The 19,908-nt window shown below is 74.3% G+C and carries 19 protein-coding genes; 11 read left to right on the top strand and 8 right to left on the bottom strand.

Annotated features, from left to right (window positions below):
• Positions 1-33: 33 nt before the first annotated feature.
• Positions 34-1,461, bottom strand: a complete 1,428-nt coding sequence (locus KW076_RS11470) for an NAD(P)H-quinone dehydrogenase (protein WP_224355439.1) — start codon at positions 1,459-1,461, stop codon at positions 34-36.
• Positions 1,462-1,584: 123 nt separating this feature from the next.
• Between KW076_RS11470 and KW076_RS11475 the strand changes: the two genes are divergently transcribed.
• The 6 genes from KW076_RS11475 to KW076_RS11500 all read left to right on the top strand — a co-directional run bounded on the left by KW076_RS11475 (position 1,585) and on the right by KW076_RS11500 (position 6,954).
• Entirely contained in the window at positions 1,585-2,391 is an 807-nt protein-coding gene (locus KW076_RS11475) for a purine-nucleoside phosphorylase (RefSeq protein ID WP_224356848.1), read from the top strand.
• Positions 2,391-4,091 (top strand): phospho-sugar mutase, encoded by a 1,701-nt coding sequence (locus tag KW076_RS11480; RefSeq protein ID WP_224355440.1) that lies wholly within the window; start codon positions 2,391-2,393, stop codon positions 4,089-4,091. Before KW076_RS11475 ends, KW076_RS11480 begins: the two co-directional genes overlap by 1 nt.
• Before the next feature lie 49 nt (positions 4,092-4,140).
• Positions 4,141-4,836 (top strand): deoxyribose-phosphate aldolase, encoded by a 696-nt coding sequence (deoC, locus tag KW076_RS11485; protein WP_224355441.1) that lies wholly within the window; start codon positions 4,141-4,143, stop codon positions 4,834-4,836.
• A 44-nt stretch (positions 4,837-4,880) separates the two neighbouring features.
• On the top strand, positions 4,881-5,174 hold the full coding sequence (locus KW076_RS11490) for a hypothetical protein (protein WP_224355442.1): 294 nt from the start codon (positions 4,881-4,883) through the stop codon (positions 5,172-5,174).
• Positions 5,175-5,272: 98 nt separating this feature from the next.
• Entirely contained in the window at positions 5,273-6,265 is a 993-nt protein-coding gene (locus KW076_RS11495) for an acyltransferase family protein (RefSeq protein ID WP_434084334.1), read from the top strand.
• Positions 6,262-6,954, top strand: a complete 693-nt coding sequence (locus tag KW076_RS11500; RefSeq protein WP_224355444.1) for an arsenate reductase/protein-tyrosine-phosphatase family protein — start codon at positions 6,262-6,264, stop codon at positions 6,952-6,954. Before KW076_RS11495 ends, KW076_RS11500 begins: the two co-directional genes overlap by 4 nt.
• A gap of 22 nt (positions 6,955-6,976) precedes the next feature.
• Here the strand turns inward: KW076_RS11500 and KW076_RS11505 are convergent, their stop codons facing one another.
• Positions 6,977-8,269, bottom strand: a complete 1,293-nt coding sequence (locus tag KW076_RS11505) for a hypothetical protein (RefSeq protein ID WP_224355445.1) — start codon at positions 8,267-8,269, stop codon at positions 6,977-6,979.
• Between the two features lie 149 nt (positions 8,270-8,418).
• Here KW076_RS11505 and KW076_RS11510 point away from each other — a divergent pair, with 149 nt between their 5' ends.
• Positions 8,419-9,882: a polysaccharide biosynthesis tyrosine autokinase gene (locus KW076_RS11510; RefSeq protein WP_224355446.1), complete on the top strand. Its 1,464-nt coding sequence runs from the start codon at positions 8,419-8,421 to the stop codon at positions 9,880-9,882.
• Between the two features lie 34 nt (positions 9,883-9,916).
• On the opposite strand, the gene KW076_RS11515 is transcribed toward KW076_RS11510, so the two are convergent.
• Positions 9,917-10,477 carry a hypothetical protein gene (locus KW076_RS11515; protein ID WP_224355447.1) on the bottom strand — a complete coding sequence of 187 codons (561 nt, stop codon included), beginning with the start codon at positions 10,475-10,477 and terminating at the stop codon, positions 9,917-9,919.
• Positions 10,478-10,786: 309 nt separating this feature from the next.
• Between KW076_RS11515 and KW076_RS11520 the strand changes: the two genes are divergently transcribed.
• A complete protein-coding gene (locus KW076_RS11520) occupies positions 10,787-11,650 on the top strand; it encodes a nucleotidyltransferase family protein (RefSeq protein WP_224355448.1) in 864 nt (287 codons plus the stop codon).
• The gene (locus tag KW076_RS11525; protein ID WP_224355449.1) at positions 11,637-11,996 is read left to right on the top strand and encodes a PqqD family protein; all 360 of its coding nucleotides are present in this window, start codon (positions 11,637-11,639) and stop codon (positions 11,994-11,996) included. The genes KW076_RS11520 and KW076_RS11525 overlap by 14 nt, the downstream gene beginning before the upstream one ends.
• A 22-nt stretch (positions 11,997-12,018) precedes the next feature.
• Here the strand turns inward: KW076_RS11525 and mfd are convergent, their stop codons facing one another.
• Together mfd and KW076_RS11535 are read right to left on the bottom strand one after the other, a co-directional pair.
• Complete coding sequence (gene mfd, locus KW076_RS11530; protein ID WP_224355450.1) at positions 12,019-15,693, bottom strand: transcription-repair coupling factor; 3,675 nt, start codon at positions 15,691-15,693, stop codon at positions 12,019-12,021.
• Entirely contained in the window at positions 15,690-16,742 is a 1,053-nt protein-coding gene (locus tag KW076_RS11535; protein ID WP_224355451.1) for a MauE/DoxX family redox-associated membrane protein, read from the bottom strand. The genes mfd and KW076_RS11535 overlap by 4 nt, the downstream gene beginning before the upstream one ends.
• 137 nt (positions 16,743-16,879) lie before the next feature.
• Here KW076_RS11535 and KW076_RS11540 point away from each other — a divergent pair, with 137 nt between their 5' ends.
• Both KW076_RS11540 and KW076_RS11545 read left to right on the top strand, forming a co-directional pair.
• On the top strand, positions 16,880-17,386 hold the full coding sequence (locus KW076_RS11540) for a DUF2505 domain-containing protein (RefSeq protein WP_224355452.1): 507 nt from the start codon (positions 16,880-16,882) through the stop codon (positions 17,384-17,386).
• Positions 17,359-17,517 carry a low molecular weight phosphatase family protein gene (locus KW076_RS11545; protein ID WP_224355453.1) on the top strand — a complete coding sequence of 53 codons (159 nt, stop codon included), beginning with the start codon at positions 17,359-17,361 and terminating at the stop codon, positions 17,515-17,517. Before KW076_RS11540 ends, KW076_RS11545 begins: the two co-directional genes overlap by 28 nt.
• Before the next feature lie 71 nt (positions 17,518-17,588).
• Here KW076_RS11545 and pth read toward each other — a convergent pair whose 3' ends face one another.
• The 3 genes from pth to KW076_RS11560 all read right to left on the bottom strand — a co-directional run bounded on the left by pth (position 17,589) and on the right by KW076_RS11560 (position 19,852).
• Positions 17,589-18,164 carry an aminoacyl-tRNA hydrolase gene (pth, locus tag KW076_RS11550; protein ID WP_224355454.1) on the bottom strand — a complete coding sequence of 192 codons (576 nt, stop codon included), beginning with the start codon at positions 18,162-18,164 and terminating at the stop codon, positions 17,589-17,591.
• A gap of 6 nt (positions 18,165-18,170) precedes the next feature.
• Positions 18,171-18,848 (bottom strand): 50S ribosomal protein L25/general stress protein Ctc, encoded by a 678-nt coding sequence (locus KW076_RS11555; protein ID WP_224355455.1) that lies wholly within the window; start codon positions 18,846-18,848, stop codon positions 18,171-18,173.
• Between the two features lie 257 nt (positions 18,849-19,105).
• Complete coding sequence (locus KW076_RS11560; RefSeq protein ID WP_224355456.1) at positions 19,106-19,852, bottom strand: hypothetical protein; 747 nt, start codon at positions 19,850-19,852, stop codon at positions 19,106-19,108.
• Positions 19,853-19,908 lie beyond the last annotated feature (56 nt).

Here is a 19,908-nt window from a genome sequence, read left to right on the forward strand (position 1 = left end):
GGGTGGCCGGCCGTCGTCGTGCCCGGGACGGGATCAGACCCGCACGTGCAGGCGACGGGCCGCCTCGGCGATGGACCCGGACATGGACGGGTACACGGTGAAGGTGTCCGCGAGGTCGTCCACGTGGAGCTTGTGGGTGACGGCCAGCGCCAGCGAGTAGATGAGGTCGGAGGCGCGCGGGGCCACCACCACGCCGCCGATCACGGTGCCGGAGCCCTGGCGGGCGAAGATCTTCACGAAGCCCGTGGAGACGCCCTGCATCTTGGCGCGGGGGTTGGTGGCGAAGTCCAGGCGGATCACGTCCGCCTGGTACTGGCCGGAGTCCACCTGGGCCTGGGTGACGCCCACGGTGGCGATCTCCGGGGACGTGAAGATGTTCGACGCCAGCAGGTGCGGGCGCAGCGGCTTGAGGGCGTCGCCCAGCAGGTGGGCCACGGCGATGCGCCCCTGCATGGCGGCCACCGAGGCCAGGGCGAGCTGGCCGGTGCAGTCGCCGGCGGCGTAGATCGAGGGCACGGTGGTGCGGGAGACGCCGTCCACCTTCACGTGGCCGGACTCGGTGAGCTCGACGCCCACCTCCTCGAGGCCGAGGCCGGCGGTGTTGGGGACGCCGCCGACGGCGAGCAGGCAGTGGGATCCGTCGATGTACGGGCGGCCGTCGGCGCCCTCGCCGGAGAGGTGCACGCGCACGCCGGTCTCGGTGCGCTCCACGGACTCGGCGCGGCAGCGGCCGGCCACGTCCAGGCCGTTCTGGGCGAACACGTCCTCCAGCAGCTCGGCGGCGTCCGGATCCTCGCCGGGGAGCACACGGTCGCGGGAGGAGACCAGGGTGACCGCGGCGCCGAGCTGGTTGTAGGCCGAGGCGAACTCGGCGCCCGTGACGCCCGAGCCCACGACGATCAGGTGCTCCGGCAGGTCCTGGAGCGCGTAGACCTGCTTCCAGTTGAAGATGCGCTCGCTGTCCGGGCGGGCGGTGGGCAGCTCGCGGGGGCTGGCGCCCACCGCCACGAGGATCGCGTCGGAGGTGATCACCTCGGGCTCCTCCCCCTCCTCGATCCCGCGCCGGCGCACGGTCACCTCGTGCGGGCCGGTGACCACGGCGTCCCCGATCACCACGCGCACCCCGCGCTTCTCCAGCGCCCGGTGGATGTCGGAGGACTGCTGGCCCGCGAGCTCGAGGATGCGGCGGTCGACCGCGTGCATGTCGGCGTGCGGCTGCGCCTCGCCCAGGTCCACGCCCAGGCCCGAGGCGGCCATCACCCGGCGCATGGAGTCGGCCGTGGCGATCAGCGTCTTGGAGGGGACGACGTCGGTGAGGACGGCCGAGCCGCCCATCCCCGCGCGTTCCACGACGGTGACGCGGGCGCCGAGCTTGGCGGCCACCAGGGCGGCCTCGTAGCCGCCGGGGCCGCCGCCGATGATGGTCAGGGACGGGAGGAAGGTCGTGTTCTCTTCGGTCACGTTCACCCATCTTGCCGGAGCGGGGGCGCGGTTCCCAGCCCGGCGACGCGCGGTGCGCGGACCTAGGATGGGCACGTGAGCGAGCAGAGCACCCCCACCCCCACCCCCGCCTCCCTCGCGCGCCTGGCCGGCGACCACCCCGGCTTCGCCGAGGCCCGCGCCGCCGCTGAGGCGATCGCCGAGGCGACCGGCTGCGCCGAGCACCGGATCGCCGTCGTCCTGGGCTCCGGCTGGGGCGAGGCCGCGGAGCTGATCGGCGTCGAGCGTGCGCGCATCGACCTGGCGGACGTGCCCGGCTTCCACGCGCCGAAGGTCCCCGGCCACAACGCCGTGATCCGCTCGGTGGAGCTGGCCGACGGGTCCCGCGCCCTGGTGTTCGGCTCCCGCACCCACTTCTACGAGTCCCGCGACGCGCAGGCCGTGGCGCACACCGTGCGCACCGCGGCCGCCGCGGGCGCGGCCACCGTGGTCCTCACCAACGGCTGCGGCGGTCTGGACCCCGAGATCGCCCCGGGCACCCCGGTGCTGATCGCCGACCACATCAACCTCACCGGCGCCACGCCCCTGGTCGGGGCCACGTTCGTGGACCTCACCGACGTCTACTCGCCGCGCATCCGGGCCATCGCCCAGGAGGTGGACCCCACCCTCACCGAGGGCGTCTACGTCCAGTTCTCCGGGCCGCAGTACGAGACGCCGGCGGAGGTCCGCATGGCCACGGCCCTCGGGGGCGACCTCGTGGGCATGTCCACCGCCCTGGACGCGATCGCCGCCCGCCACGCGGGCCTCGAGGTCTTCGGCATCTCCCTCGTGACCAACCACGGCGCCGGGATCCAGGAGACCCCGCTGTCCCACCAGGAGGTCGTCGAGGCCGGCCAGGCCGCCGGACCGCGCATCTCCCGCCTCCTCGCCGAGATCGTGGGGCGGCTCTGATGCGCGCCCTCGACCCCCGCGTCCGGGAGCTGGCCGAGCGCTGGTCCGTGGAGGACCCCGAGCCGATGCACCGCGCCGTCCTCATGGACGAGCTCGCCGCCGCGGACGGTGACGACCCGGCGGCGGAGGCGGCCCGCGCGTCGCTGGCGTCCCGCTTCTCCGGACCGCTGGCCTTCGGCACCGCCGGCCTGCGCGCCGAGGAGGGTCCGGGCGAGTCCCGGATGAACCGCCTGGTGGTGCGCCGCACGGCGGCCGGCCTGGGCCGCCACCTCTGGAACGAGCTGGGCCCGGACCAGCCCGCGCCCCTCGTGGCCGTGGGCTACGACGCGCGGCGCGGCTCCGCGGACTTCGCGGCGGACACCGCCGCGGTGCTCACCGCCGCCGGCGCGCAGGTGGTCCTGCTGCCCCGCGCGCTGCCCACCCCCGTGCTCGCGTTCGCGGTGCGCCACCTCCACGCGGACGCCGGCGTGATGGTCACCGCCTCCCACAACCCGCCCGCGGACAACGGGTACAAGGTGTACCTGGGCGGGCGGATGACGGACGAGGCCGGGCGGGGCGCCCAGATCGTCTCCCCCGCGGACGTCCAGATCGCCGCGCAGATCGACCACGACGCCTGGACGGCGGACATCCCGCTGGCCGCCGAGGGCTGGGAGGTGGCCGGCGAGGACCTGCTCGAGGCCTACCGCGCCGCGGCCCTGGGCGTCCTGGACCCCGGCGGCCACCCCGGCCGCGACCTGCGGATCGTCTACACCCCACTGCACGGCGTCGGCGGCGCGGTGCTGCCGGACCTCCTGGCGGAGGCCGGGTTCGCGGACGTGCACGTGGTCCCGGAGCAGGCCGCCCCGGACCCCGCGTTCCCCACCGTGGCCTTCCCCAACCCGGAGGAGCCCGGGGCCATGGACCTCGCGCTGGCCCTGGCCGCGGAGGTCGGCGCGGACCTGGTGATCGCCAACGATCCCGACGCCGACCGCCTCGCGCTGGCCGTCCCCGCCGGCGACGGCGCCGCCCCCTCCTGGCGCATGCTCTCCGGCGACGCGGTGGGCACCCTGCTGGGCGCGCACCTGCTGCCGCGTCTCGCGGCACAGGGCCGCTCGGCCGCCAACTCGGTGGTATCCGCCCCGCAGCTGGCGGCCCTGGCCGCGGCGGCCGGCGTCGAGCACCACGTGACGCTCACCGGCTTCAAGTGGATCTCCCGCGCCCCGCGCCTCGGCTACGGCTACGAGGAGGCGCTGGGCTACTGCGTGGCACCGGACATGGTCCGGGACAAGGACGGCATGACCGCCGCCCTCGTGGCCGCGGAGCTCGCGGCCTCCCTGAAGGCCGCCGGCCGCACCCTGGACGACGCCCGGGCCGACGCCGACGCCGTCACCGGGTCCATGCCCTCGGGGCAGGTGTCGGTGCGCGTGCAGGACCTGCGAATCATCGCGGACACCATGGCCGCGCTGCGCGCCCGGCCGCCCGCCGCCCTGGCCGGGGACCCCGTGACCGTGGAGCGGGACCTCGCCGCCGGCTCCGCAGACCTGCCCGCCACCGACGCCCTGCTGTTCGCCACGGACGCCGGCACCCGCGTGCTCGTGCGCCCCTCCGGCACGGAGCCCAAGCTCAAGTGCTACCTCGGCACGCAGGACGCCGACCCCACCGCGGCCGCCGCCCGCCTGGACCGGCTGAGGGAGGAGGTCGCCGCGCTCGTCGCCGGCTGACGGCGACGGGGCCCGCCGGGGCGGACGGGCAGCCACTAGGCTGGGCGGCATGAGCGAGACCCCGCAGCTGACCACGGCCGAGCTGGCCAAGCACATCGACCACACCCTGCTCAAGCCCGAGGCCTCCCGCGAGGACATCCTGCGCGTCGTCGCCGAGGCCCGCGAGGCCGGTGTGAAGAGCGTGTGCGTGAACCCGCGCTGGGTGCGCGAGGTCCGCGCGGGCCTGGAGGGCTCCGACGTCCTCACCTGCACGGTGATCGGCTTCCCCCTGGGCGCCTCCTCCTCCGCCGTCAAGGCCTTCGAGACCACCCAGGCGATCGCCGACGGCGCGGACGAGGTGGACATGGTGATCGACATCGCCGCGGCCCGCGCCGGGGATCGCGCCCGCCTCGAGGAGGACGTGCGCGCCGTCGTCGCGGCCGCCCACGCCTCGGGCCCGGCCGGACGGGCCGGCACGCTGGTCAAGGTGATCATCGAGACAGCCCTGCTCGACGACGCCGCCAAGGTCCTGGCCTGCGAGGCCGCCGTGGCCGCGGGTGCGGACTTCGTGAAGACCTCCACGGGCTTCTCCACGGGCGGGGCCACGGTCGAGGACGTCGCCCTGATGCGCCGCACCGTGGGCCCGGAGATCGGCGTGAAGGCCTCCGGCGGCGTGCGCTCCCGCGAGGACGCGCTCGCCATGATCACTGCCGGCGCCACGCGCATCGGGGCGAGCTCCGCGCTTGCTATCCTGGGTGACGACTGACGCCGGCTCGCACCGCCGGATGCTTCTGCACAGAGGAGATTGACGTGATCCGCAACGGCAAGGCCATCGACCACTCGAACCAGGGCGGCTTCGGCGGCTCCGCGATCGCCTGGCTCGTGACCTACGCGATCTTCCTGGCCGCGGTCTATGCGATGGGCTTCTGGGACTTCACGCACGTGTGGATCCCGGGTCTGATCGCCCTGGCGCTCGCGTTCCTGACGATGTTCATCCCCAAGCAGCTGCTCGGCCGCGGGGACACCGTGGACGCCGTGGCCATCCATGCCGCCCGCCCGGCCGAGATCCACGCCCCGCGCGGCACCGGAGCCGTGCACCACTGAGCCTGTCCCGCGCCCCGCGCCGCGCAGGCGCACCGCGGCCCTCCGCCGCTCGCCGAAGGGCGTCCACTCGCAACACGGGAGTGGACGCCCTTCGTCTTGTGTCCATCTCCGCGGTGGTGCTGGGCCACGCCTACCTGGCCGACCTGACGTTCAGCCCGTACCTGGAGATCTGGCGGATGCCGCTGTTCTTCTTCCTCACGGGCTACTTCTGGACCCGGGGCCGGCCATGGGCGGCGGACGCCCTCTCCCGGTTCCGCTCCCTGATGGTCCCGTACCTGCTGTGGTCGGTGCTGATGACTCTTGTGGTGCTGAGCTGGAGCCGCCGGAGCCAGATCGACGGCGTCACGCTGGCCGACCTGGTCTCCGCCGGCTGGTACGGCGGGGCGGACCAGCCGCCGCCGTGGTGGGCGTTCTGGTTCATCTCGGTGCTGTTCTTCGTGGCCCTGCTGCGCCGCGCCCTGGAGCGGGCGCCGTCCTGGGCCGGGTGGGCGGTGGCCCTGGCGGGGCTCGCGGCGGCCGAGCTGGTTCCGGAGTCCGCGATCGCGCGGACCCCGCTGGGGATCGGCCTCGCCGCCCCGTGCCTGTTCTACGTGCTCGCCGGGGAGGCGTTCCGGCGGCGCGTCCAGCCGCGGATCCGCCGCCACCGCACGCTGATCGGCGTCGCGCTCGTGGCGGCGGGGGTCGGGGCCGTGGCCCTGGGGCTGCCGCCGCACAACATCAAGTGGGGCGGCTTCGGACTGTTCCCCTGGACGCCCCTGACGGGGATTGCGATGGCGGCCGGCATGGTGCTCGTGTTCGGCGCCTTCGTGGAGCGGCGGCTGCGGGCCTTCGCCCGCGACACCGGGACCGGACGGGCGATCCGCGCGGGGATCACCGCGCTGACGAGGACGGGCACCGTGGTGGTGCTGCTGCATGGACTGGTGCTGATGGAGGCGATGCGCGTGGGGATCGAGGACAACCTGATGAAGTTCGTGGTAGCCCTGACGGTGAGCTGGGCCGTGGGACTCGCCCTGCTGGCCACTCCCCTGGCCCGCCCCCTCACGGGCGTGCCGCAGCAGTGGTTCCCGTTCGGACGGGAGGCGGGGGCATGAGCTGGTTCGAGCGCCCCGCCCTGCGGTCCCCGTTCGCGGCCGCCCCGGGGATGGATGCCCCGGCCGACGACGGCGCGGGCGGCCCCCTGCGGATCCTCACCGTGTGCACGGGCAACATCTGCCGCTCCGCGTGGGCCCACCACGTGCTGCAGGCCCGCCTCGACGCCGCGCTCGGCGCCGACGTCGTGGAGGTCTCCAGCGCCGGGACCGGGCCCAACCAGGCGCTGGCCGTCCCAGAGGAGCTGCTCACCCTGGCCCCCGACGCGGGGGTGCGCGCCGCGCTGGCGGCCCATCGCCCCCGCCGGCTGACGGCGCGCGTGCTGGCCGGGCAGGACCTGGTGCTGACGGCCACCGAGGCGCATCGCGACGCCGTCGTGCGCGAGGCCCCGGCCGCGCTCCGCCGCTCCGCCACCCTCCTCGACGCCGGCGCCCTGCTGGCCGACCCCGACGCCGTGGCCCCGGGCGGCGGCGGCCGGGCGCTGGTCGCGGCCCTGGAGGCCGCGCGTCGGGAGGGGAGGGGCCTGGACGCGGGACGACGGGGCCTGTTCCCGGCCGGACGCCGCGCCGCCGACCTCGCGGACCCGTTCCGCGGCCCCGCCGAGGGCTACACGGAGATGACGCGTGCACTGGAGCCGGCCCTCGCGGCGGTCGAGGCGGCGGTGGTGCGGGCCGTGGAGCCCGCCCGCTGAGCCGGCCTCCGCGCGGCCGGCCTCAGTGCCCGCGGGCCGCCGCCTGCCGGAGGGTCCGCTCCTCGCGCCGGGCGCGGGCCTGGGCGTCGAGCGGGGCGTCGGCCTCCGTGATCGCCAGGGTCGCCCCGGCCGCCAGGATGAGCATGGACGGGATGGAGACGAACACCTCGCCGAGCTGGGTGGCGGTCACCAGGACCACCACGGCCGCGGCCTCCACGGCCACGCGCGACGGCGTCCGGAGGCGGGTGGCGCCCAGGCGCAGCCCGTACACGGCGTACGCGGTGAGCATCGCGGCGGTGAGCACCACCCCGCCCTCCACGTAGAGCGCCGCGTAGGAGTTGTGGAAGAGGAACCGGCCGGCGTCGAGCTCGACGAACGACTGCGCCAGCCCCTGGCCCGTCCACGGCGTCGCCTCCACCTTGACGCCGGTGGCCGTCTGGATGACGCTGCGGAACCAGTCCGTGCCCTCGCGGTCCGAGTAGACGCCGACCCGCGCGAGGTTCTCCTCCGCGAAGCCGACCGCCCACGCCAGGAGGGCCAGCAGGGCGACCCGCAGGACCGGCCCCATGCGGGGGGTGAGGACCACCCAGACGAGGGCGCAGGCGAAGCCGGCGAGCGAGGTGCGGGATCCGGTGAGGAAGACGCACAGGCCGGAGGCGGAGAGCAGCAGCAGGCGCACGCCGGGGCGGCGGACGAAGGTCAGGGCCAGGACGGGGACGGCGGCGTAGTAGAGGCCCGCCACGTTCTTGTCCGCGAGGAAGCCGGTGAGGAAGCCCTGGTAGGGCGCGGGCACGAGCCCGGCGTAGAACAGGGGCACGTTCACGGCCATCGCGGCGAGGAGGCCGGTGAGCACGGACCGCAGGTCGACGCGGCGCGCGGCGAAGCAGCCCACCAGGGCCGTGAGGGCGGCCATGCGGACCAGGCGGCGGAGCCAGACGGCGTCGGGGACGCCCATCGCGAGGGACACGGCGGCGAGGTAGACGCCGACGAGGACGGCCAGCAGCGCTGCGACGCCCAGCGCGGACGCCCTCCGCTTCGCCCGCCGGCAGAGCGCGAGGCCCAGCAGCACCATCATGGCGGCCTCGTTGAGCGGGACGGGCACGCCGCCGGCGGGCAGGGTGTACGCCTCCATGGCCAGGAGGAACCCCAGGAGCAGCTCGGGCACGCGGAGGGAGGTGCGGGGGCCGGCGGCGTCCTCGGCGGTGAGGACGGACACCCCCCGCGCGGTGGCGGCCTCACGGCGGCCGCGCTCAGCCAGGACCGCCTGATAGCGCGGGTCCTGGAGGGCGGGGCCGGAGGGGAGGTGCGGGGGCATCCGGAGGCCTTCCTCATGCGGGAGCGCGGGGGCGACGCGCGGGACGGCGCCGTCGCCACCAGCCTAGTGGAGCCCCGGTGCGGCAGGTCGAGCCCGGCCCACAGGCTGTATAGAGTTCATGGAGACGCCACCAACCGATCGGGTCCTCCATGAACATCCTCGACTTCCTTCGCGTCCTGCGAGCCAATCGCCTCGTCCTCCTGGGAGGGGTGGTGCTGGGCCTCCTGGGCGGCTTGGTCTACTCCCTCCTCCAGCCGACGCTCTACACCTCGACGTCCACCGGCTTCGTGACCGTGGCCGGCGAGGCCAGCATCTCCGGGACGGAGACGGCGTTGACCCGCGCGCAGTCCTACGTGCCGCTCATCAACAGCCGCACGGTGCGGGAGAAGGTCGCCGAGTCAGGCGTCGACGTGTCGGGGTCCACGCTCTCGGCCCAGGTGGTGCCGAATTCCAATCTCATCACCGTGACGGCGCTGGCCCCGGACCCGCAGCGGGCCGCCGACCTGGCCAACACCGCGCTGGGGGCGACGGCGGAGGTGGCGAACAGCCTCGACCCCACCTCCAATGTCAAGGTCACCGCCATGGAGGACGCCCTGCCGCCCGCTGGGCCGTCCAGCCCGGACCACCTGCGCAACGCTCTGATCGGGGCGGGGATCGGCCTCCTGGCCGCCCTGGCGGTGGCGTTCCTGCGGCGGGTGCTCGACGTGAACGTGCGCACCACCACCGACGCCACGGAGGCCTCCGGGGCCGGCCTGCTCGGCGCGATCCCGCAGGACGGGACCATGAAGGCGGAGCGCACGGCCCCGCTCGGCGTGCCCTCGCCGCGGGCGGCGGAGGCCCTGCGCCAGCTGAGGACCAACCTGCGCTTCGCCGCGGTCGACGACCCGCCCCGCGTCGTGATGGTGACCAGCTCCAACCCGGGCGAGGGCAAGTCCACCGTCATCGCCGGCCTGGCGCAGGCCGTCGCCGTGTCCGGCCAGCCCGTGATCCTCGTGGACGCGGACCTGCGGCGGCCCCGCCAGGCCAGCCAGTTCGGCGTCGACGGACGCGTGGGCCTGTCGGAGGTCCTCAGCGGGGACGTCCTGCTGGAGGACGCCGTCCAGGACCTCGGGGACGGGCTCCTGCTCCTCCCGGCCGGCCGCACGCCCCCGAACCCGTCCGAGCAGCTCGGATCGCACCGCATGCAGGAGTTGCTGCGCGTGCTCGCCGAGACCCATCTGGTCCTCGTCGACGCCCCCCCCGGTGCTGCCGGTGACGGACTCCACCCTGCTGGCGGCCGTCGTGGACGGGACCGTGCTGGTGGTGCGCCACGGCAAGACCCGGAAGGACCATGTGGAGGTGGCCCGGGACATGCTGGCCAAGGTCAACGCCCGCATGCTGGGCGTGGTGCTCAACGGCGTGCCCGCCTCCGGTGTGGGCTCGGACTACTACGGCGGGGGCTACGGCGCGGACGGCGGCAGCTACGACGTCTACTACCAGGCGCCCCGGGACGCCGCCGACGCCGCGGCCGGGACCGCGGGCGACACGTCGCGACGCTGATCGCGCCCGGCGGCAGGGCCAGGTCGTCGCACCGACGGCGCAGGCCCGGGGATGCAGAAGGGCCCCGCCTCTGACGAGGCGGGGCCCTTCATGGTGGTGCTCCGACGATCAGCAGCCCGCCGTGGGCGGGGTGGTCTCGAAGCAGTTCTTGAACTCGACGATGCCCCCGTTGCACAGATCCGCGCCCTCGGGGGCGCCCTTCGGCAGGGCCAGCTGCAGCTTGCCCTTGACGCAGCCGGACTCCTGGGCCGAGTTGCCGGTGTTGTTCACCACGTAGTAGTAGGTCTTGGACTGGCCCGGCTGCAGGAGCAGCTCGGGGTCCATGGCGGCCAGTCGCTTGCCTCCCCTGCACGGGCTGGCGGTGTAGAGACGCGCCTCGCCATTCCGGGTGGTGTGGCCGCCGAACACCACGGTCACCGTGCCCGGGTTGACGTACACGGGGGTGGGCGACGTGTTGGTGATGGTGATGGTGAAGCCGTAGGCCTGCTTGATGCCATCGGGGTGGCCACCGCCCGGGAACTTCTCGGCGGTGCCCGAGGTCACGTTGACACAGCCGGTCGGGGAGGCGGCGGCGAACGGGGCGGCGGCGACGGCGGCGACGGCGGGGACGGACCACGCGATGCCGGCGGACACGGTGCGGCGGTTGACGGTCTTGGGAGTGGTCTGCATGCGATTCTCCAAAGCGAGGGGACGAGGGGGCCGACGCGGGGATGACGACGGGTGCAGGCGGGGCGGGTCACAGTCGGTGTGGCTGTGGGTAACCCCCTCCATGATAGCGCTGTGTCGTCGTCGTCACACGGGACAGGCCTCCCTCCTTCGTCACGAAACGGTATCGTTCCGCGTGATCCTGGGCGCAGGCACGGCGGTGTCACCCCCTGTTGGCCTGCTGTTCACCCCTGCTGTTCACCCCTGCTGTCCACCCCGGAGGCCCGGCTCCTCCCGCGCCTGGGGGCCGCGGTGGCTGACTAGAGTGAGGGCATGACCGCCGCGCCCGCCCCCCTGGAGACCCGGGTCCGGCTGGCGCACGCCCGCATCACCCACCTCATGGCGGCGGCCGGTGTGCGCTCTCTCCACATCAAGGGCTATGCGATGGGGCCGGGGGTCTACGCCGGCGGGCGGACGAGCTCGGACGTGGACCTGCTGGTGCACCCGGCCGACCTCTCCCACGCCCTGGATGCCCTCACCTCCCACGGGTGGCGTCGTATCGCGGACTTCGCGGAGGGCTCCGTGTTCGAGCACGCGGCGACCCTCTGGCACGACCAGCTCGGCTACGTGGACGTGCACCGGCGCCTCCCCGGCCTCGGCCGCTCCCCGGTGGACGCCTTCGAGGCGCTGTGGGGGGAGCGCACCACCACGGTGGTCGCCGGGCACGCCGTTCCCGTCCCGTCCCTCCGGCACCAACGCCTGGTCGTGCTGGTCCATGGGGCGCGCGACGCCGGCCGCGGCCGCTTCGACGTGGACCACCTGCGCCACACCCTCGACGCCGGCCAGTGGGCGGAGCTGCGGGTGCAGGCCCAGATCCTCGGGGCCGGGGCCGCGTGGTCGATCGCCACCGGGGAGACGGACGTCGCGGGCGTGGACGAGCGGGAGGCGCTGCTCCTGTCCGCGGTCCGCGGGGACGAGTCCGGCATCCGGCTGCTCGCCACCCGCTGGCACGCCGCGCGGGGGTGGCGGGAGCGACTCCACCTCCTGGTGCGCACCGTGCCCGTCAACCGCGCGCACCTGCAGATGCGCCTCGGACGTCCGCCCACCACGGCCGACGTCCTGCGAGAGCAGGCGTCGCGGGGCGCGGCGCTGACCCGCTGGGCCGCAGGGAAGGCGGTGCCCCGTGTCGGACGCTGAGCACCCGCCGTTCGCCCAGGCTCCCGCCGCACGCGCCTGGCGGGTCGCGCCGACGACGGCGTGGGTGCGTTCGGGCGAGCATCAGGTGACCGTGATGGACCTGGACGAGGGGAACCCCCAGGTCCTGAGCCCCACCGGGTCCGCGGTCTGGGAGCTGCTGCTCGACGGACGCACACCCGAGGACGACCTCGCCGCGGATCCGCCGAAGCCCGTCGAGGAGGAAGCGCTGTGCGGGGCCGTCGCGGAGGCCTTCGGCGTCGACGTCGAGGTGGTCGCCGCGGACACGCGCGCGTTCCTGGGCATGCTGGCCGGGCACCGCCTCGTGGTGCCGGCCGTCCTCCCCTGAACCACGGCCGGCACCGGCCGGCTCAGCCCGCGCTGACCGGCTCCGGGGCGAAGATCGCCTGCACCACCTGGTCCGCCCACTCCAGCAGGGGCGCGTCGACGAGGTCCTGGCCCATGACCGGCTTGGTCTTGGGCCGCGGGATGAGCAGGGCGTTCAGGGCCGGCTTCAGCTGGGCGCCCTTGTACATGCGCTGGGCGCGCAGCTGTCGCGACTCGGGCAGGTCCGCGGCGGGGCCGAACTTCACGTTCTGCCCCAGCAGCATGACCTCCGTGACCCCGGCCTCGCGGGCCCGGTTGCGGAACCGGGCCACGGCCACGAGCGCCTGGACGGGCTCCGGCAGGGGCCCGTAGCGGTCCTTCATCTCCTCGACCACGGCGTCCACGGCGGCGTCGTCGACGGCGGTGGCCAGGGAGCGGTACATCTCCAGGCGCAGCCGCTCCCCCGGCACGTAGTCGTGGGGCAGGTGGGCGTTCACGGGTAGCTCCACCTTGACCTCGGCGGGCGCCGTGTCCTCCTCGCCCTTGAAGTCGGCCACGGCCTCGCCCACCATCCGCAGGTACAGGTCGAAGCCCACGCCCGCGATGTGGCCGGACTGCTCGCCGCCTAGCAGGTTGCCGGCGCCGCGGATCTCGAGGTCCTTCATCGCCAGCTGGAGGCCCGCGCCGAGCTCGTTGTGCTGGGCCACGGCCTTGAGCCGCTCCATGGCCACCTCGCCGAGGGGCTTCTGGGCGTCGTACAGGAAGTAGGCGTACGCGCGGTCGCGCCCGCGGCCCACGCGGCCGCGCAGCTGGTGCAGCTGGGACAGGCCGTAGCGGTGGGCGTCCTCCACGATCAGGGTGTTCGCGTTGGCGATGTCCAGGCCGGTCTCGATGATCGTGGTGGACACCAGCACGTCGAACCTCTTCTCCCAGAAGTCCACCATGATCTGCTCCAGGCGGGACTCGCTCATCTTGCCGTGGGCGACGGCGATGCGCGCCTCCGGGACCAGCTGCGCCAGGCGCGAGGCCACCTTGTCGATCGTGGTGACCCGGTTGTGCACGTAGAACACCTGGCCCTCGCGCATGAGCTCACGGCGGATCGCGGCGATCACCTGCTGGTCCGTGTACGGGCCCACGGAAGTCAGCACCGGGTGGCGCTCCTCCGGGGCCGTGGCCAGGGTGGAGGTCTCGCGGATGCCGGTCAGCGACATCTCCAGGGTGCGCGGGATCGGCGTCGCGGACATGGCGAGCACGTCCACGTTGGTGCGCATCTTCTTCAACGCCTCCTTGTGCTCGACGCCGAAGCGCTGCTCCTCGTCCACGATCACCAGGCCGAGGTCCTTGAACTGGACCTCCTTGGACAGCAGCCGGTGGGTGCCGACGACGACGTCCACCTCGCCGGCGGCGAGCCCCTCGACGACCTCCTTGGACTCCTTGGCGGTCTGGAACCGGGACAGCGCGGCCACGGTCACGGGGAAGCCGGCGAACCGGTCCGTGAAGGTCTGGTGGTGCTGGCGGGCGAGCAGCGTCGTCGGGACGAGGACGGCCACCTGCTTGCCGTCCTGGACGGCCTTGAAGGCGGCCCGCACGGCGACCTCGGTCTTGCCGAAGCCCACGTCGCCGGAGACCAGCCGGTCCATGGGGACCGGGGACTCCATGTCCTTCTTGACCTCCTCGATGGTGGTCAGCTGGTCGGGGGTCTCGATGTACGGGAACGCCTCCTCCAGCTCCGCCTGCCAGGGGGTGTCCGGGGCGAAGGAGTGCCCGCGGGTGGCCATGCGCGCCGAGTAGAGGCGGATGAGCTCGCCGGCGATCTCGCGGGTGGCGCGCTTGGCCTTGGACTTGGTCTGCGCCCAGTCCGAGCCGCCCATCTTGGACAGCGCGGGGGCCTCGCCGCCGACGTACTGGGAGATCAGGTCCAGCTGGTCCGTGGGCACGAACAGCCGGTCCCCGGGGGCGCCGCGCTTCGAGGGGGCGTACTCCAGGACGAGGTACTCGCGGTAGGACTCCTCCTCCCCCGGCCGCTTCCGGGCGCCGCCGGTGACGGGGCGGCGCTGCAGCTCCACGAACCGGGCGATGCCGTGCTGGGAGTGCACCACGAAGTCCCCGGGCTGCAGGGCCAGCGGGTCCACGGCGTTGCGGCGCCGACGGGCGAGCTTGCCGCCCGCGGCGCGGGTGCCGGCGGTGCGGTGCCGGCCGAACAGGTCCTGCTCGGTGACGACGGCCAGCTTGGTCTCGGGGTCGGTGAACCCGGTCCCGACGGCGGCGGTCGCCACGCGCACGCGCCCGGGGGCGGGCGCCGGGTCCACGGGGCCGTCCAGGACGGAGGCGGTGAGGCCGGCGTCGGCGTGGAGCTCGGCCAGGCGGCGGGCCGAGCCCGGGCCGTCCGTCAGAAGGACCACGGACCAGCCGTCGGCGAGCCGCTCGCGGGTGAAGCGGACCATCGCCTCCATGTCCGCGCCGAACGTGGTGGGCACGCCCAGCGAGGAGCGCAGCGCGGAGGCGTCGGGGAGCAGCTCGGCGTCGGGCGAGAGGGCGGTGGTGGACCAGTGGCCCTGCCGCTCCTCGAGGACGGCCTCGCGCAGCTCTGCGAGGGTGAGGAACCCGCCGGCGGCGGACTGGTCCGCCCCGAGGTCCACGGGGGCCTGCGCGCCCTGGGCGGCGCCCGCCCACGCGGCGGCGAGGAACTCCTCGTTGGTGGCCAGCAGGTCGTCCGCGCGGCTGCGGATCCGCTCCGGCTCGACGAGCAGGGTGAGGGACCCCTCGGGCAGCAGGTGAACCAGGGAGGTCATGCCGTCGGCGAGGAGCGGCGAGAGGGACTCCATGCCCTCCACGGCCTGGCCCTCGGCGATCCGCTCCAGCATGTCCGCGGCGCCGGGCAGGCGCGCCATCAGGGCGCGGGCCCGCTCCTGCACGGAGGGCGTGACCAGCAGCTCACGGCACGGCGGGGCGTGCAGCTCGGTGGGGTGCCCGCTGCCGTCCTCGGAGGTGTCCTGCAGGGAGCGCTGGTCCGCCACGGAGAACCAGCGCATCTGCTCGACCTCGTCGCCGAAGAACTCCACGCGCACGGGGTGGTCGGCGGTGGGCGGGAAGACGTCGATCAGCCCGCCGCGCACCGCGAACTCGCCGCGGCGGGACACCATGTCCACGCGGGCGTAGGCGGCGTCGGCGAGGTCCTGGACGACGGCGTCGAAGTCGCGCTCCTGCCCGACGCGCAGGTGCACGGGGGCCAGCTCCCCCAGGCCGCGGACGAGCGGCTGGATGACGGAACGGACGGGGGCCACCACCACGCGCAGCGGCGGCCGGCCGTCCTCCCCCGGGTGTGCCAGGCGGCGCAGCACGTCCAGGCGCGCACCCACGGTGTCCGAGCGCGGGGAGAGCCGCTCGTGCGGGAGGGTCTCCCACGAGGGGAAGAGGGCGACGGACGCGGGGTCCGCCCACGCCGCGAGGTCCCCGATCAGGTCCTCGGCCTCGCGGGCGGTGGCGGTGACCACCAGCAGGACGGCGTCCGCGCCGTGCCCGGCGGCGAGCGCGTCGGCGAGGTGCGCGAACAGGGGCGCGCGGGCGCCGTCGGGCAGGCCGATCTCCAGCTCCTGCCCGCGGGCGGGCAGGGCACGGGCGGCGGAGGCGGCGGCCGCCTCGAACGCGGGCTCGCGGGCGAGGACCGGCAGCAGCGGGGCGAGGACGGGCACGGGCGCGGTGACGTCGGCGGGGCTCACGGGCGGTGGCTCCCCTCGGCGGCCGCGGGCAGCTCGGTGGCCACGATCTCGCCGATCTCCTCGAGGAAGGCGATGACCTCGTCGGCGCCGAAGACGGGGCCGCCGGCGGTCATGCCGTCCGCGCCCAGCAGCACAGCGCTGGGGAAGCCGGTGAGGCCGAGGCCGCCGGCGGCGGCGCCGGCCGGGTCCTCCAGGACCAGCTCGGCCGGGATCGTGCCGTGGCGCAGCTCGCCGCCCGGGACGGTCTGCGGCATGAGCACCCGGACGCGGATCGGCCCGAGGCGCTCGACCAGCTCCGGCAGGCGGGCGATCACCGCGGAGCAGGAGCCGCACCCGACGGACAGCCGCAGGGCGACGACCGCGCCGGGGATCACGAGCTGGTGCAGGGTCACGAAGGCCCCGCCCTGCTGGACCGCGGCGACGGGGAACGGACGGCGCTCCGGCTCGTCGCCCTGCCCCTCGGCCGGGGCGGGCGCGGCCGAGCCGGGGACCCCGGCGGCGGGCACCGGGACGGCGGACGCGGCGGCGGGGACGGACTCCCGGCCCACCAGGACGGCGGCGGCGGCCAGCAGCAGGGTGACGACCACGGTCCAGGCGGTGACGTCCTCGCCGAACGCGGTCAGGGGCAGCCACTCCGTGGCGATCCCGTGCACGGCCAGGGAGGCGACGCCCTCGAACAGGGCCATGACGGCCAGCAGCAGGAACAGCACGTTGCGGACCACGGTCTGCCCGGTGATCGGCGCGGCGGAGGCCTCACCGAAGCAGCCGCAGGAGACGCCGTCGCCCGTGGCCCGGACCACGAGCACGAGGAACGCGACGAACAGCGCGACGGCGGCCAGCCCCACCAGGGGGCGCAGCACCGTGAACGGCTGGACCAGGGCCAGGGCGAGCAGCAGCTCGAGCCAGGGGAAGGCGCGGGCCAGGCGCGCGTCGTTCCACGGGGCCGGCACCTTGAGGCGGGTGAACACCGCGCCGACGTCCTCGCGGGAGCGCAGCTTCGCTGCCCCGCTGAAGAGCATGATCAGGGCCACGGCCCAAAGTGCGGACATGTCGGAGGCGCCTTTCCGGAGGGGACGTCGGGCGGGCCGGCGGCGTGCGTCACGCCCGTGGCGATGCCCGCGGGGAGCCAGGCCGGAGGCCGCCGTCCAGCATATAGGCTGAAAGCTCCACGACCTGAGGAGTCCCCATGGCATTCTCCGCCCAGCAGACCATCCCGCACCCGCCGGCCGCCGTGGCCGAGGCCCTGTTCTCCGAGGACTTCCACCGCTCCGTGGCCGAGTCCCTGGGCGGCGGCCTGGTGTCCTTCGCCCGCCAGGACCAGGCCGACGGCGGCGTCGAGCTGACCATCGTGCGCTCCGGCCCCACGGACCGCCTGCCGGACATGGTCCGCAAGGTGGTCGGCGAGAACCTCAACATCGAGCAGGTGGAGCGCTGGTCCGCCCCCGCCGCGGACGGCTCCCGCACCGGCACCACCACCATCCGCGTCCCCAAGGCCAAGGCGACCGCGGAGGGGACCCTCCGCCTCGCCGCCGCGCCCGCCGGCACCGAGTACGGCGTGAACGGCGATCTGCAGGTGAAGATCCCGCTCGTGGGCTCCAAGATGGCCCAGATGGCCGAGCCCATGGTCGGCAAGGTCGTCGCCCGCGCCGGCCGCGAGGTCTCCGCGTGGATCGACCGCGGCGGCCGGGGCTGACCCCGACCCCCTCGCCGGACGGCGCCGCGGCCGAGGAGCACGGCGTGACGGGGCTGGCCTCGCACGTCCCGTCCCAGATGACCCCGGCGATCCTCGGCGCCGCCGACCTCATCCTGGCGGCCACCGGCTGAACCGACGCCCGGACGACGACGGCGCCGCACCCGAAGCCGGGTGCGGCGCCGTCGTCCGGGGAGGCCGGACCTCAGCTGTTGAAGGCCTGCTGTGCGGCCTCGAGCCCGTCCGTGACGAGCTTCTCGACCGCGTCCGCGGCCCGGTCCACGTGCAGCGGGAGCAGCTCCTGCTCCTGCTTGGTGAACGGCTTGAGCACGAAGTCCGCCACGTCCATGCGGCCCGGCGGACGGCCGATGCCCACGCGGACGCGGTGGTAGTCCTTGGTGCCCAGGGACGCGGTGATGGACTTGAGCCCGTTGTGCCCGCCCTCGCCGCCGCCGCGCTTGAGGCGCAGCGTCTCGAAGGGGATGTCCAGCTCGTCGTGCACCACCACGAGGTCCTCGGGGGCGACGTCGTAGAAGTTCGTCAGGGCGGACACGGGTCGCCCGGAGGTGTTCATGTAGCCCGTGGACATCGCGAGGACCACGCGGGGCCCCCCGATGCCGAGGCGGCCGGTGGCGACCACGGCGCCGGCCTTGTGGCGGGTGAACCCGACCCCCATGCGGGAGGCGAGCTCGCCCGCCACCATGTGGCCGACGTTGTGACGGGTGCGCTCGTACTCCGGCCCGGGATTGCCGAGCCCGACGATGAGCGTGGTCCCCGTCATGGCGGGTCAGTCCTCGGAGCCCTCGGACTCGCCCTCGGCGGACTCCTCGGAGCCCTCCGACTCGCCCTCGCCCTCGGCACCCTCGGCCGACTCGGCGGCCTGCTCCTCCTGGACGGACTCGTCGCCGAGGTCCTGCTCCACGACCTCGGACACGGTGGCGATGACGATCTCGTCCTCGAGCTGCAGGGTCACGCCGGCGGGGACCTGCACGTCGGTGGCGTACACGTGCTGGCCGGGCTCGCGGCCCTCGACGGAGATGAGGACGTTCTCCGGCAGGTCGGTGGCCTCGGCCTCGACCGGAACGGTGGGGTAGTCCAGGACGTACTCGGCGTCCACGGCGGTGGAGAGCTCACCCTCGACGTGCACGGGCACCTCGACGACGACCTTCTCGCCGCGGCGGACCTCGATGAGGTCCAGGTGGTCCACGGTCTGGCGGATGGGGTGGCGCTGGATGTCCTTGGGCAGGACCAGGTGCTCCTCGCCGGCCTCGTTCACGACGGTGAGCAGGGCGTTGGGGTTGCGGACGGCCAGGGTGGTCTCCTGGGCCGGCAGCAGCAGGTGGATCGGCTCGGCGCCGTGGCCGTAGACGACGGCGGGGATCTGGCCGGCGCGGCGGGCCTGGCGGGAGGCGCCCTTGCCGAAGTCGGTGCGGCGGGTGACCTTGAGCTTGATCTGGTCAGACATGATGCGTCCTCCTGTGGGGGTCTCGGCCGCGCAGCCGGGGGGCGGCGCGGGATGCGGCCAGGAGGGGGCTTCGGTGCCGCGGCGGGTCAGCGTGCTGACGCGCGGCGGCGGCCTCGTCGATCACGGAGCGTGCGCTCCCTCGCCTGGGCAACCCGGACAGGATAGCACCCACGCGACGGGGGGGCGGGCCCGAGATGCTCGGCATCTCGGACCCGCCCCCGTGCACGTGTGAGTGAGCCGGTTCAGCTGCTCGGGCTTTACAACTGACTGGTGCCCTCAGCGTCCGGCGAAGCCGCCATACGAGCCTGGCCGCCGGAGACGTACGCGCCACTCATACCTGCTCGACGTTCGAAGTGCAGGGTCCGGGGCGACTGCGGGCCGTTGGGCCCGTCCGGATCCGCGACGATCTCCCGGTACGCCCAGTAATCGAGGGGCACGCACCTGCCACCCTCCAACTGGGAGAACGTGCTCGAGGTCACGTGGAAGTTCTCAAGGTACAGCCGCCCGTCACTCTTGACGTTCGCCGGATTGATGGTGCCGGTGTACGTCCAGGTGTAGGGGGTGTAGGTGAAACCGTCAGCCTTCCTCTGCGGGCTACCCGTCACCGGGCCTTCCCACTTCGAGGAATGCCCGGTGGCCGCCTTCCAGGTGATCGGGTTCTGCTTCACGTGGTCGCCACGCACCCAGTAGACGAGCTTGGCGTTGGTGTAGACACCCTCCGACGAGAAGTCGTAGAGGTAGAGCCCCCAAGGCGCGCCGTCGGGCGTGCGGCCTCCACCAGCGGGCGCCGAGGTCACGTCGAGAGAATAACCAGAGGCGCACCCGGCACGCCCACTGGGCGTGACCTGCACCCAGCCGTTGATGCCGGGATCCTTGCGCAGTGAAATGGCGAAGGACGGTGCCGCCGAGACCATGGCGACGGCGGGGACAGACCAGGCCAGCCCGGTGGCGACGGCGCGCCGACTCGGGCCTGACGCGGTGGTGTGAGCAGAGCGAGCGTTCATGACGGGGCCTTTCGGGGGGCGATGTATGCCAGATGTATTCTCTCTGAGCAGACGCG

The sequence above is a fragment of the Micrococcus porci genome, from assembly GCF_020097155.1.
GTDB classification, from domain to species: Bacteria; Actinomycetota; Actinomycetes; order Actinomycetales; family Micrococcaceae; genus Micrococcus; species Micrococcus porci.

Bases quoted from the DNA above. Each gene is read 5' to 3' on its own strand.
- KW076_RS11480 (WP_224355440.1), top strand. From the start codon at position 2,391: ATGCGCGCCCTCGACCCCCGCGTCCGGGAGCTGGCCGAGCGCTGGTCC.
- deoC (WP_224355441.1), top strand. From the start codon at position 4,141: ATGAGCGAGACCCCGCAGCTGACCACGGCCGAGCTGGCCAAGCACATC.
- KW076_RS11500 (WP_224355444.1), top strand. From the start codon at position 6,262: ATGAGCTGGTTCGAGCGCCCCGCCCTGCGGTCCCCGTTCGCGGCCGCC.
- KW076_RS11505 (WP_224355445.1), bottom strand. From the start codon at position 8,269: ATGCCCCCGCACCTCCCCTCCGGCCCCGCCCTCCAGGACCCGCGCTAT.
- KW076_RS11510 (WP_224355446.1), top strand. From the start codon at position 8,419: ATGAACATCCTCGACTTCCTTCGCGTCCTGCGAGCCAATCGCCTCGTC.
- KW076_RS11515 (WP_224355447.1), bottom strand. From the start codon at position 10,477: ATGCAGACCACTCCCAAGACCGTCAACCGCCGCACCGTGTCCGCCGGC.
- KW076_RS11520 (WP_224355448.1), top strand. From the start codon at position 10,787: ATGACCGCCGCGCCCGCCCCCCTGGAGACCCGGGTCCGGCTGGCGCAC.
- KW076_RS11535 (WP_224355451.1), bottom strand. From the start codon at position 16,742: ATGTCCGCACTTTGGGCCGTGGCCCTGATCATGCTCTTCAGCGGGGCA.
- KW076_RS11540 (WP_224355452.1), top strand. From the start codon at position 16,880: ATGGCATTCTCCGCCCAGCAGACCATCCCGCACCCGCCGGCCGCCGTG.
- pth (WP_224355454.1), bottom strand. From the start codon at position 18,164: ATGACGGGGACCACGCTCATCGTCGGGCTCGGCAATCCCGGGCCGGAG.
- KW076_RS11555 (WP_224355455.1), bottom strand. From the start codon at position 18,848: ATGTCTGACCAGATCAAGCTCAAGGTCACCCGCCGCACCGACTTCGGC.
- KW076_RS11560 (WP_224355456.1), bottom strand. From the start codon at position 19,852: ATGAACGCTCGCTCTGCTCACACCACCGCGTCAGGCCCGAGTCGGCGC.